Annotated in this window: 12 protein-coding genes; 6 read left to right on the top strand and 6 right to left on the bottom strand. The window is 53.7% G+C overall.

Going from position 1 to position 12,793, the window contains the following annotated elements:
- Positions 1 to 152 precede the first annotated feature (152 nt).
- Positions 153 to 1,244 (top strand): BMP family ABC transporter substrate-binding protein, encoded by a 1,092-nt coding sequence (locus tag Q8W24_RS11175; protein WP_370693324.1) that lies wholly within the window; start codon positions 153 to 155, stop codon positions 1,242 to 1,244.
- Positions 1,245 to 1,391: 147 nt separating this feature from the next.
- Complete coding sequence (locus Q8W24_RS11170; RefSeq protein ID WP_305475321.1) at positions 1,392 to 2,351, top strand: isopenicillin N synthase family oxygenase; 960 nt, start codon at positions 1,392 to 1,394, stop codon at positions 2,349 to 2,351.
- Positions 2,352 to 2,423: 72 nt separating this feature from the next.
- On the opposite strand, the gene alc is transcribed toward Q8W24_RS11170, so the two are convergent.
- Positions 2,424 to 3,413 (bottom strand): allantoicase, encoded by a 990-nt coding sequence (gene alc / locus Q8W24_RS11165; protein WP_305475319.1) that lies wholly within the window; start codon positions 3,411 to 3,413, stop codon positions 2,424 to 2,426.
- Positions 3,414 to 3,424: 11 nt separating this feature from the next.
- Positions 3,425 to 4,339 (bottom strand): allantoinase PuuE, encoded by a 915-nt coding sequence (gene puuE, locus Q8W24_RS11160; RefSeq protein ID WP_303434140.1) that lies wholly within the window; start codon positions 4,337 to 4,339, stop codon positions 3,425 to 3,427.
- Positions 4,340 to 4,584: 245 nt separating this feature from the next.
- Between puuE and Q8W24_RS11155 the strand changes: the two genes are divergently transcribed.
- Positions 4,585 to 5,307, top strand: a complete 723-nt coding sequence (locus Q8W24_RS11155) for a GntR family transcriptional regulator (RefSeq protein WP_303434141.1) — start codon at positions 4,585 to 4,587, stop codon at positions 5,305 to 5,307.
- Positions 5,308 to 5,340: 33 nt separating this feature from the next.
- Positions 5,341 to 5,838, top strand: a complete 498-nt coding sequence (locus Q8W24_RS11150) for an ureidoglycolate lyase (protein WP_305475317.1) — start codon at positions 5,341 to 5,343, stop codon at positions 5,836 to 5,838.
- 89 nt (positions 5,839 to 5,927) lie between these two features.
- Here Q8W24_RS11150 and Q8W24_RS11145 read toward each other — a convergent pair whose 3' ends face one another.
- Together Q8W24_RS11145 and pip are read right to left on the bottom strand one after the other, a co-directional pair.
- Complete coding sequence (locus tag Q8W24_RS11145; protein WP_305475315.1) at positions 5,928 to 6,503, bottom strand: HugZ family protein; 576 nt, start codon at positions 6,501 to 6,503, stop codon at positions 5,928 to 5,930.
- A 109-nt stretch (positions 6,504 to 6,612) separates the two neighbouring features.
- Complete coding sequence (gene pip, locus Q8W24_RS11140) at positions 6,613 to 7,581, bottom strand: prolyl aminopeptidase (RefSeq protein ID WP_303434146.1); 969 nt, start codon at positions 7,579 to 7,581, stop codon at positions 6,613 to 6,615.
- Positions 7,582 to 8,055: 474 nt separating this feature from the next.
- Here pip and Q8W24_RS11135 point away from each other — a divergent pair, with 474 nt between their 5' ends.
- Both Q8W24_RS11135 and Q8W24_RS11130 read left to right on the top strand, forming a co-directional pair.
- Positions 8,056 to 9,453 (top strand): uracil-xanthine permease family protein, encoded by a 1,398-nt coding sequence (locus Q8W24_RS11135; RefSeq protein WP_303434147.1) that lies wholly within the window; start codon positions 8,056 to 8,058, stop codon positions 9,451 to 9,453.
- A 115-nt stretch (positions 9,454 to 9,568) separates the two neighbouring features.
- A complete protein-coding gene (locus Q8W24_RS11130) occupies positions 9,569 to 10,303 on the top strand; it encodes a TetR/AcrR family transcriptional regulator (protein ID WP_305475313.1) in 735 nt (244 codons plus the stop codon).
- Here Q8W24_RS11130 and Q8W24_RS11125 read toward each other — a convergent pair.
- Both Q8W24_RS11125 and Q8W24_RS11120 read right to left on the bottom strand, forming a co-directional pair.
- Complete coding sequence (locus tag Q8W24_RS11125) at positions 10,245 to 12,065, bottom strand: hybrid sensor histidine kinase/response regulator (protein WP_305451756.1); 1,821 nt, start codon at positions 12,063 to 12,065, stop codon at positions 10,245 to 10,247. The genes Q8W24_RS11130 and Q8W24_RS11125 overlap by 59 nt on opposite strands.
- A gap of 2 nt (positions 12,066 to 12,067) precedes the next feature.
- Positions 12,068 to 12,700 carry a response regulator transcription factor gene (locus Q8W24_RS11120; protein ID WP_303434150.1) on the bottom strand — a complete coding sequence of 211 codons (633 nt, stop codon included), beginning with the start codon at positions 12,698 to 12,700 and terminating at the stop codon, positions 12,068 to 12,070.
- Positions 12,701 to 12,793 lie beyond the last annotated feature (93 nt).

Here is a 12,793-nt window from a genome sequence, read left to right as displayed (position 1 = left end):
TATTCCACACTCAAACGCCCATAATACCGGGGAATAAAATAAAACCGGGTTATCTCTCTCAGTTGGTCAGAATTTTGCTTATCTAAAATACTGTCCAAACGGTCAATTTTTTTAAACCGGCAATGTCACTTGCCACTACAGGAGAAGGACGGATGAAACGACGTCAATTTCACAAGCTGATCAGCGGTCTGGCCGCCGGAACCCTGATGGCTGCTCTTTCTATTCCCGCCGCGATGGCAGCTGATCCGTTTAAGGTTGGTTTTGTGTATGTCGGCCCAATCGGCGACCACGGCTGGTCTTATCAGCACGATCAGGGCCGCCTGTCGGTTGAAGAGTATTATGGTGACAAGGTTGAAACCACTTACGTTGAAAACGTAGCCGAAGGTGCGGACGCCGAGCGTGTGATTCGCAACCTCGCCAAAACCGGCCATGACCTGATCTTCACCACCTCGTTCGGCTTTATGAACCCGACCCTCAAAGTCGCCAAACAATTTCCCAAAGTAAAGTTTGAACACGCTACCGGTTACAAAACGTCCAAAAACATGGGCACTTACGTTTCCACCACTTACGAAGGCCGTTACATTGCTGGCTACGTGGCATCCCAGGTCACCAAGTCCAACAAGGTCGGCTACATTGCCTCGTTCCCGATTCCGGAAGTCATCCGTGATATCAACACCGTGCAACTCGCACTGAGCAAATACAACCCGGAAGCCGAGTTGAAAATCATCTGGGTCAACAGCTGGTTCGATCCGGGTAAAGAAGCGGATGCTGCCAACGCCATGATGGACCAGGGTGTGGATGTCATTCTGCAGCACACCGATTCACCTGCCGCCATGCAGGCTGCTGAACGTCGCGGCAAATACGCCGTTGGCCAGGCATCCGATATGTCCTCGTTTGGACCTAAGGCTCACCTGATGTCGGTCGTTGACGAATGGGGCCCGCACTACATCAATACCGTTAAAGCCGTTATGGATGGCACCTGGACAGCTTCTGCCCACGTCGAAGGCATGAAAGAAGGCGCGATTGTGGTACCTGGCTTCAACAAAAGCATTCCTGCCGATGTCGTCACTCATGCTGAAGAACTGATCGCAGGCATCAAGGATGGCAGTGTTTATCCTTTCACTGGCCCTCTGAAAGACAACAAGGGCGAATTGAAAGTACCGGCTGGTACCAAAATGACCTTCGCCGATCTGGAAAAAATGAACTGGTATGTTGAAGGCATCAAAGCCGACATTCCGAAGTAATACACCGGGTAACGGCCATCATGACACCTTCACCATGATGGCCGGTCAGGCCCAACCGCAAAGAATACCGCTCGGTTAGCTGGTATTACCTGTCCTCTCTTATCACCAGACAAGAGGCGGACAGGTTTTTTTATTGGATCTCCGCTTATGAATATTCCCCTGATTGATATCTCCCCTCTGTACCAGCAAGACCATGACGGCAAGGTACAGGTTGCCAACGCCATCGACCATACCTGCCAGCACAGCGGTTTTTTCTATATCACCGGCCACCCCATCAGCCGTGAACGTATGGCTGACATGCGCCAACTGGCGGAAGAATTCTTCGCTCTCCCCGCCGCAGAAAAACTCAAGATCAATATTCGCTTGTCCGCCAACCACCGTGGTTATGGCGAAACCGCCGCCGAACAGCTTGATCCAAGCCATCCCGGCGACTGGAAAGAATCCTTTGATATGGGCCTCAACCTGCCCGCCGATCACCCCCTGATAGGCCCGGAACGCCCCTTGTATGGCCCCAACCAATACCCGGATGCCATTGAAGGTTTTCAGGCCAAAATGGAAGCTCATTACTGGGATATGCTGGCGCTGGGCAAAAATATTCTCAGTGCCCTCGCCATCGCACTGGAGCTGGATGAAACGTTTTTCGACGACAAGTTCGACCACCCGCTCAGCGTGCTGCGTTTTTTACACTACCCTGAACGGCCAGACACAACAGCACAAGCAGCCATGGGCGCAGGTGCCCACAGCGACTACGGCTGTATTACCATTCTTTGGCAAGATGAGATTGGTGGCTTACAGGTACAGGATGTCAACGGCCACTGGGTTGATGCCCCACCGATTGCAGATACCTTTGTGATCAACATCGGCAATATGATGGCGCGCTGGAGTAACGACCGTTACAAATCGACGCCACACCGGGTATACAGTCCATCCGGAGCCGAGCGTTATTCCATGCCGTTTTTTGTTGAACCGGATTTTGATACCGACGTCAGCTGCCTGCCAAACTGCTGCAGCGAAGGCGAAACGCCCAAATACGAGCCGATTTCTGCCGGAGACTGGATGATTTATTGCTTCAACAGCACCTACGCCTATCGAGCGGAAGAAAGCTGAGTCCATCCGCCCGTATCCGCCCGGAGCAGTTATCCGGGTGGATACGTCTTGCGGGCGGGATTGACGACGTTATTACTGACTGATTTTACCGAATGCCCGCACGCGGCTGATGCCACCATCCGGGAAGATATTGATCCGGATATGTGTCACGGCTCCCAGCCCCTGCAACTGTTCCTTGAACGTATGTTCCTGGTTCATCTGCAATTTCTGCGATGGCAACAGCTCCTGCCAGTACAGACTTTGTGCTTCGATCTGGTCATCAGAACCACCGGTGACACAGGCAGCCTGAATCGAGCAGCTATCCGGGTAGTTACCCTTGAAGTGCAGGGTATCGATGATCAATTCCTCGATTGTGCCCTTGTGGCCCAGGGCCAGAATCACCCAGTCAAAACCCGGAGTACGGCGACGAGCCGTTTCCCAGCCATCCCCCATATTGATACCACGGCCCGGTGCAATCAGATTGCTCATATGGCCAAAGTGCTGGTCATTACACGCCAGCGCCCGCCCTCCGTTAAGAGCCGCAGCAAGATCGATCAATTCATCCGCAGACTGGGTCGACCAGTCCCGGTACGGCACACCGTAAACCTTCAAACGCGCCACACCACCATCAGGAAAGATATTCAGGCGCAAATGCGTCCAGGGTTGGTCGGACGCAATCGGGTGCACATGCTGGCTGTTGCCCTGCAATGACACCGACGGCAACACCTCTTGCCAGGCCGTATCGTTATTCGGGTCCCCTTCGGGACAAAAACAACCCTCCAAAGACGCCGACGGCGGATAGTTGCCGGTAAAGTAACGGGTATCGATATCCACCGCCTTGATCACGCCCGCCACCCCCAGGCGCACAACCGCATGGTCATAACCCGGCCCGCGTTTCCGGCGTGACTCCCAGCCGTCCATCCATTTGCCGTTGTCGTCATAGACACCTTCCTGCCAGACCGGCTCTTCCGGGTTCAGCATCCGATCGGCGGCGGCAAACCAATCGTCGGTCACGGCGATTACTTTGGCACCCAGACGGGCGCTGGCGAGGTTAACGTATTGACGCAGTTGTTCTGTATTCATGCTGTTGGGGCCTACTTGGAATGGGGAGGGAAGTGTTCATGCCAATGCCGGGCAATATCGACCCGACGGCAGAACCAGACGTCTTCGTGGCTGCTGGCGTATTCAATAAAACGCTGCAGCGATGCCAATCGGCCAGGTCGGCCAATCAGGCGGCAGTGCAATCCGATCGACAGCATTTTGGGGGCACTTTCGCCTTCGGCGTACAGCACATCAAAGCTGTCTTTCAGGTACTGATAAAACTGCTCTCCGCAGTTAAATCCTTGTGGAGTGGCAAACCGCATATCGTTACTGTCGAGGGTGTAAGGAATCACCAGATGCGGTTTTTCCGGGCCATCGACCCAATACGGCAGGTCGTCGTCGTACGCGTCGGAGTCGTACAGAAAGCCACCTTCTTCCATCACGACGTCGCGGCTGTTGGGGCCGGTACGCCCGGTGTACCAGCCTAACGGCCGTTCGCCGGTAATATTGGTCAGAATCTCGATGGCTTTTTGCAGGTGCTCGGCCTCTTCGGTCTTGTCCATATACTGATAATCGATCCAGCGGTAACCATGGCTACAAATCTCATGACCGGCTGCCACCATCGCCTTGATGACTTCAGGGTGACGCTCAGCGGCCATCGCCACGGCAAAAATCGTCAGCGGAATATTATTCCGTTCAAACAGTTTCAATACCCGCCAGACACCGGCCCGGCTGCCGTATTCATAGATCGATTCCATGCTCATGTGTCGTACCCCGGCTAACGCCTGGGCACCGGGCATTTCCGACAGAAAGGCTTCGGACTCTTTATCGCCATGCAAGACACAGCGCTCGCCACCTTCTTCGTAGTTGAGCACAAACGACAACGCCAGGCGGGCCTTGTTGGGCCACTGTGGATGGGGTGGCTGGTCGCCATAACCGATCAGGTCGCGGGGATAATCCGAATTCATGATGCCTCCTGAGTGCCGCCGCCGGTGGCTGCGACAGGTGTAAACTGAACACATTAATCAAAAATATTGTATACAATATTTTCATCAAGACTAGCTTAATTAGCCGTAAATAAACACTATAGAATCAAAAAACTGCTCTAAAAAAGCCAAAAACTGGTTTATAACCCATCATCTTTGTATACAATTTATTGAAATGTTAGTATCCAGTCTCAGCGATTTGCCAGCAGTGGAATTCAAAACACCTCATGATCACCGAACAACAGCCTCAGACCAGTCACCGCGGGGTACAGGATGCCCGGATTTACCAATCCATCTTTGAAGCCATCCTCGAACAACGTTTGCTGCCTGGCACCAAGCTGAACGAAGCAGCACTGGCCGAGGTATTCAGCGTCAGCCGCACGATTATCCGCCGCGCCCTGGCCCGACTGGCACAAGACGGCGTGATTGAGCTGATTCCGAACAAAGGGGCGACCGTTGCCAGCCCGACCCCCGAACAGGCTAACGACACCCTGGTGGCCCGCCAACTGGTCGAAGAAGCGGTCTTGAAACTGGTGTTGGCTATCCCGCCATCCCCGGCCAAAAGCAAAGGGATTAAACAGCTGCGCAAGCTGATAGCACGGGAACAACGTGCCTTTGAAACCGGCGACAAAGGCAACGGCCTGCGGTTGTCTGGGGAGTTTCACCTGTTGTTGGCCGAGATGGCCAACAATCAGGCACTGGCCGGATTCCTGTCACGCCTGGTATCACAAACCTCTCTGATCATTGCCACCTACGAATCACCACACCAGCACCGCCATTGCTCATACGAAGAACATATGTCATTAGTAGATGCCATTGAGTCCGGTCAGACTGCCGAGGCTATCCAGCTGATGAATCATCATATGGAACATATTCAGCTCAAGTTGCAGTTAAGCCGCGATCTGAGCACCCCAGACCTGCACCGGATATTTGCCAGCCAGACCAGCTGACGTATTCACCTGCCCCTAGCCAGAGGAATTGCCATGCCCGTCACACTTGAGCCGATCCCCCTCACCCGAGCAGCCTTCCAGGCCTTTGGTGATGTGATTGAAACCACCGATCGCGACCATTTTGCTATTAACGATGGGTATGCCGACCGTTTTCATAACCTCGCAGATCTCGATCTGACCGAGCAACAGGGCAAACCGTTGGTGAGTATCTTCCGGGCGCGGCCCCGACCACGACCGATTGCAGTGGATATGATGGAACGCCACCCACTCTCCAGCCAGGCTTTTATTCCGCTGTGTCAAACGCCGTTTCTGGTCCTGGTGGCACCTGCGGGAGAGCCACCCCATCCCGACAACCTGACGCTGTTTAGAACCAATGGGGCTCAGGGGGTGAATTTTCATCGCGGGGTCTGGCACTTTCCATTACTGGTGGAAAAAGAAAATCAGCAATTTCTGATTATTGACCGTGGCGGCGAGGAGAAAAACTGCGACCTGCATTATTTTGCCGACGATATCCGCGGTGAAATTGCATAACCGCTGTGTGTTTCCGGGTAAAACAAACAGCTGGAGCAGCACCAGATGTCTTCCAACACTGGAACACGGTGCTGATCCAACCTGCCCAATCACCCTTGTTTATCCACACGGGGCTTGCCCTGATGCACCACTTGCCGTAATCCTTCGCCCTCCAGTCGATAGGCCTTGGCAAAGCCAGTGATATAACTTCCATGCTGCGGCATCAGCCGGAACAGATGAAAGTCTCCCAGTCCGCGTAACACCTGCAAGGTCGGGCCGAGATGTTGCGCCATGGCATCCAGAATGATGTTCCGCTCACTGGAGGCAAGGTCGGCATCCCCACGATCAGCCTGTTCCACCACCTCGGCACAGGCATATACCGTGGCCCTGGTACGGGCAAAGATATTACGGGCGCGCTCTTCCGGCTCGATCCAGAACAGACTGACGTTCGGGTTGGCTTGCAGATTCCGGGTGTGGCTGGCCAACTCGGACAGAAAGACGTAAAAACAGCCGTCCTGCTGGATAAACGGCGCATAACTGCTTTCCGGCTCGCCGCTGGCGTTAACCGTCGCCATGGTCAGGCTGTTAAAACCGGCGATAAAGGCGTGGAAATCATCGCTGATTGACACCAGCGTTTCTTCCCCAGAGTCTTCCGGGTTAGCCGCGGTGGGATTATTGTTGTTCATTGTGCTTTTCCTGACGTCAAAGTGGTCATCTTCAGGTTTATCCTGTATCCATTGTCAGCTGGCTCCCAGGCATGCAACGCACCGTCATCGCAGGCCCGCCCGTATTCTGCTATTCGGCAAACCGGTCCGTGGCCTGAATCAGCTGATCCAGAATACCGGGTTCCGTCATGGCATGTCCGGCAGCTTCCACAATGTGTAATTCCGCCTCCGGCCAGGCCTTCGCCAGCTGCCAGGCATATTTCAATGGGCATGGCATATCAAAGCGGCCATGGACAATAACGCCGGGAATGCCGTGGAGTTTGTCGGCATCACGCAGCAGCTGGCCGTCGTCCAGCCAGCCTTTGTTGCTAAAGAAGTGATTTTCAATGCGGGCAAAAGCCAGTGCAAACTGGTCACCGCCGAAGTCATCGACCAAATCTGCGTCGGGCCGCAGGGTAACGGTGCCGCCTTCCCATTGGCTCCAGGCTTTGGCGCAGGCAATTTTTTCGGCGGCGTTGTCGCCGGTCAGGCGCTGGTGATACGCCAGCATCATATTGCTGCGTTCCGCTTCCGGAATGGGGGCCTGGAATTTCTCGAATTTTTCCGGGTGCATTTCCGACACGCCATACTGGTAGTACCAATCCAGCTCGGCTTGAGTCAGCGTATAAATGCCGCGTAATACCAGTTCAGACACCCGCTCAGGATGGGTTTCAGCATAGGCCAGTGCCAGGGTCGATCCCCAGCTGCCACCAAACACCTGCCACGTTTTAATGCCGAATGTTGCTCGCAGCCGCTCGATATCAGCAACCAGATGCCAGGTAGTATTGGCTTCCAGACACGCATGAGGGGTGGAGCGTCCGCAACCACGCTGGTCGAACAGCAGCACGTCGTATTTGGCCGGATCAAACACCCGACGATGGTGATCACTGCAGCCTCCACCCGGCCCACCATGCAGAAACACCGCCGGTTTTGCCCCTGGTGTCCCCACCCGCTCCCAATAAATCTGATGGCCATCACCGACGTCGAGCATGCCGCTGTCATAGGGTGCAATGGCGGGATAATAGCCGCGCAAGCTGTTGTTTGCCGCAGAGGTTGTCATAGTCGTCCTTCCGTTGGGGTCAGCAGGCTAAACCTGACATGGCCGGAGGTTACAAAAAAAGGCCCGGCAAGATGTCTGGCATCGATGCTGCAAGCCCTGGTACTTACAAGATTACCGCAGCCAGCGGCCCCAGCCAAAGCGGCGAGGTCATATGAAACCACGGCCCAAAGCCCATTTCTGTGCGCTTTTGGGGACAGTGTCTTCTCTCAGGGCATAGTGCGGAAGATCAGCCTGTATGTCTGCGGATACGCGGTTCTTGTCGGGTTCGGCAATATTTTGCTAACTGATTGTTTTTAATGAAATAAATGATTTTTACCCACAATTCTGACCGATTGGCCAGTTTTTTGCTTTTTTATTCATCAACTTGACCGTTTGGTCAGCAAAATATTCCGACAGTATGCATCTTTACCAACATCTGCTCCTTCAGCCCGGTTCTGCCAATGGCTGACGGCAATCATCCTCAGGGAGATAACCATGTCCGACCATCAATCCAATGATCTACTGTATCCACTGGATGCCAGGCCTGGCGCTCTGGAATCCAGCTTCGCCGCCATCCAGCATGTACTGGCCAGTTTTGTCGGTATTATCACGCCAACGCTGATTGTCGGTGGTGTTTTGGGGCTGGGTGAACATATTCCGTACCTGATCAGTATGGCGCTGATGGTGTCCGGCGTTGCCACGGTGATCCAGGCACGTCGCCCATTCGGTATTGGTGCGGGCATGATCTGTGTACAGGGAACCAGTTTTGCATTTTTAAGCTCGGTACTGGCGGCCGGTTTTATTGCCAAGGGCAAGGGCGGCGGCCCGGAAGAGATTCTGTCGCTGATTTTTGGCGTGTGTTTCCTTGGTGCCTTTGTTGAAATTTTCCTGAGCCAGTTCCTGCACAAGCTGAAGTCGGTAATTACGCCGCTGGTGACGGGGATTGTTATTACCATCATTGGTGTCAGCCTGATCAAGGTTGGCATGACGGATTTGGCCGGTGGCTTCAAATCACCGGATTTCGGTAGCCCGGCGAACCTGGCATTGGGTGGATTGGTACTGCTGAGTATTATTGTGCTGAACCGCTCTTCCAACAGCTGGATTCGCTTGTCGTCTATTGTAATCGGCCTGGTCATCGGGTTTGTCGCCGCCGCATTTATGGGCAAAATCAGCTTCGACAACCTGGCCAGTCTGCCGGCTTTCAGTATTCCGGTACCGTTCAAATATGGCTTCTCATTCGACTGGACGGCGTTTGCTCCTATCGCACTGATTTATCTGATCACCGCCATTGAATCCACCGGCGACCTGACCGCCAACTGCATTGTGTCGCATCAGCCTATCAAGGGTGAGAGCTACATCCAGCGAGTCAAGGGCGGCGTCCTGGCCGATGGTATTAACTCCTTGCTGGCAGCTCTGTTTAACAGCATGCCCAACACCACTTTCAGCCAGAACAATGGCGTGATCCAGCTGACCGGCGTTGCCAGTCGCTACATTGGTTATTACATCGGTGCGGTACTGTTTATTCTGGGTATGTTCCCGATTATTGGGGGCGTACTGCAGAATATTCCCAAGCCGGTACTGGGTGGCGCTACGCTGGTGATGTTTGGCACCGTGGCTGCAGCAGGGGTCAAGATTCTCGCCACCGAACACCTGGATCGCCGCAAAATGCTGATCATGGCAGTTTCGTTTGGCATGGGTCTGGGCGTGATCATGACACCTAACCTGCTGGCTGAAATGCCCAAACTGGTGCAGAGCATCTTTGGTTCTGCCATCACCACAGGTGGTCTGGCCGCAATTATCATGAGCGCCCTGCTGCCGGAAGAGAAAACCACCGCTGCAGCGCAAGCCACCATGACAACCGCAACAGAGAAAACCGCTGGCACTGTGTCCTGATTCGAAGATATCGACGACATGGACTGTTAAGATAAGGCCGCCTCTGGGCGGCTTTTTCAGCTCTGCCGCATTTCAGGCTACAATGCCGACACTTTCGATAGAATCAGATAATCTCATGTCTTTAAATATTACGTCCCACGGCCATGAAAAAACCGCCGGTGACATCCGCCAGCGTAACGAGAAAATGATCCTCGCCGCCGCCGAGCAAGAATTTGCTGCTTTCGGTTTCAAAGGCGCCAGCATGCGCGAAATAGCCAATCGTGCCGAGCTACCCAAGGCCAATATTCACTATTATTTCAAAAACAAACTGGGCCTGTATCTGGCGGTCCTGAGTGACATCATCGATCTTTGGGATGGCACCTTCAGCAAAACCATGAATGCCGACGATAACCCGGCCGAAGCGTTGCCAAACTATATCCGCAAGAAAATCGAGTTTTCCTACCAGTATCCACTGGCGTCCAGAATCTTCGCCACCGAGATCATCAGCGGCGGCCCCAATCTCGAAGATTATTTCAGCAACGGCTATGCCGAATGGTTTGAATCCAGGGTGGAAGTGTTTCGGGAATGGCAACGACGCGGCAAAATAAGCGCCAATATCGACCCGGCGCATCTGATCTTTTTACTCTGGTCCAGCACCCAACACTACGCTGATTTCCATATCCAGATCGCCTCGGCCCTGGGTAAAAGCGAACTCACCCCGGCCGACTTTGATGCCGCAACCGATACCCTGACGCATATTATTCTGACAGGTTGCGGGGTCAGCGAGCCGGGAACAGCCACACTGGGCAAGGTCAGTCTTCCTGCTGGGCCAGCCGTTCCTGATGCCGTGCCAACACTCGGGATGCCTTGATTCTCAGCCTTGGCGGCTTGATTGGCTTGTGCAGAAAATCCAGCTGTTGCCAGATAATCTCCTGGGCCACTTCCTCACTGGTATCGCCAGTGATGATCAGTGCGGCAACCCCGGGCAAGGTTTGCCAAACCCGCTGTACCAGCTCACAACCGCTGTATGACCCAGGCATCCGGTAATCAACCAGCATTAACGCAGGCTGATAACCCTGCTCGATGGCTGCCAGGGCATCCTCTGTCGTCACAAAACCGGAACAGTCACTGCCCCAGGATTGCAGCAAATCGGTCATGGCATTAACAATGGCGGCCTCGTTATCCACCACCATAACCGCCAGCCCCTTGAACACATCCTGATTCAGAGCACTGGATTCGCGGTTCTGATCCAGCACTGCGTCTTCCGGTAACGACTCCGCCAGCGGCAGCGTTACCACAAACTCCGTCCCGGCACCCAGTACCGAGTGCACCTTTACTGGCAGTTCCAGCAACAACAGAATCCGCCGGACAATCGCCAGCCCCAGCCCCAGGCCTTGATGCCGGTCGCGCTCCTGATTGTGTACCTGAAAAAACTCATCAAAAATACGGCGGCAATTCTCGGCGGTAATACCGATGCCGGTATCCCGGACATGTAACTGCAAGTGATCTTCTGGCCCAAGGGTACAATAGATATCGACCTTGCCCTGTTCGGTATAACGGAACGCATTCACCAGCAAGTTGGTTAATACTCGCTCCAGTAAAACCGGATCGGTCCTGACGGCACAATGGCGACAACCAATCTGGAACGCCAGGCCCCGGATCTGCGCTTCAAGCTGGAACTGGGGTTCCATCCTTGCCAATAATTCATCGAGATAAAATACCACCGGATTGACTGCCACCACCCCGGCATCAAAACGGGAAACGTCAAACAAGGCATCCAGCAACTCATGCAAGGAAGCCACCCCCTTCTGGATATTGGCCAGCCCTTGCTGCTGCTGCGGGGTAGTAACCAGAGCAGCCAGCGATTCACTGTACAGACTGACCGCCTGCAGGGGCTGGCGCAAATCGTGACTGGCAGCGGCAAAAAAATGGGACTTCTCGCGGTTGGCGGTATTGGCGCGCTCGGTTTCCTGCTGCAGGTCTTCGATCAGATCAAGGTTTTCGTATTTCAGCTGGATCGACTGATCAATCACCCGGTGAACAGTGCTGCTGAAGCTGAACGTTGCCAGCAGGTAAACGACCCCGCCAAATCCCATCCAGCCGTAAAACCATTCGTCCTCCAGAAACATGCGCCCCAATAACGGCAGCATCAGAGGGGAGGCGAACAAGCGGTAAGACACTGGCCGCGATGACAGCGACACCAGACTGCCTGCAATCATGCTGACAAACGTCAGAATCAGAAATGCGACATTCTTGATCTCCGTGCCATCAAAAAAATGCCAGCCCCCGGCACCCCAGATACAGCCTGTCAGAAAGATCAGCAGCATTTGCTGACGGTCGTAATTCCTCAGTCTCTGGCTATTGCTATTGACCTTGTCCGGCTTGTACAAGCCAAAATGCAGCAGCCGAATCGCCAGGATCGCAACCAGGGCGCTTTCCCACAGCAGTAGTGAATTACTCTGGCGGTCGGCCCAGAAAATAAGTAGCAAGGGCATGCTGCCGAACAGGTTGCCGATCAGAATCATCGGCGTGTTACGCCGGACGATCAGAATTTTTTCGGCTTCAACCTTGATGTTGGGCGCGTTGTCGTTGTTTTCGGCATCATCGACAAAGGGATGGGTGTGGAAAAACATGTCTAGTCCAGGCCCAGTTGTTGAGCCTTCTTGATGGATTCGGAACGGCTTTTGGCACCCAGCGCCATAAAAATAGCGCTGATATGGCTTTTGATGGTGGCCACACTCAGACTCAATTGAGCAGCGATTTCGATATTGGAAAGCCCCTTGCACACCAGTCGCAAGACCTCGAGTTGACGTGGTGTCAGGTTGTGCAGCGAGGCCCATTGTTGATCCGACAGCGAGGCCAGATCCTGTTCGGCATCGATCTCGGTGCAGTACACCAGCTTGCCATCGAGCACATCCTGGATGGTTTCGATGATTTTTTTGCCCGAAGAGGATTTTGAAATAAAGCTCATTGCTCCCAGCTGTTTGGCCCGCTGGATATCTGCCGGGTCTCGGGAAGCGGAAACAATAATAACGGGGGTCAGGTTGCTCTGGTCCCGCAGGGCTTGCAGCAGATCAAAGCCATCAATAATGGGTAAGCGCAGATCAATCAGGGCAATATCGTAATCCCCCTTGCGCAAGTATTTAAGGGCATCCTGACCATTGTGCACTGACTCAACATCGGCCTGCAGATCCGAACCCATCAAGACACTCTTGAGTCCATCCACAAACATTTGATGATCATCAACCAGAAGGATTTTTATACTCATATATTATAATTTTTACCCATGAGTACAACATTATGGGGTATTTGCTCGCTGAAGAACGGTATTAGCGGTCACTTTAAACATAACAAGCGGGAA

Origin of the sequence: Oceanobacter sp. 4_MG-2023 (genome assembly GCF_030689165.1) — a bacterium.
Classification (GTDB): domain Bacteria; phylum Pseudomonadota; class Gammaproteobacteria; order Pseudomonadales; family Oceanobacteraceae; genus Oceanobacter.
This window is presented reverse-complemented; position numbering and strand designations above follow the sequence as displayed.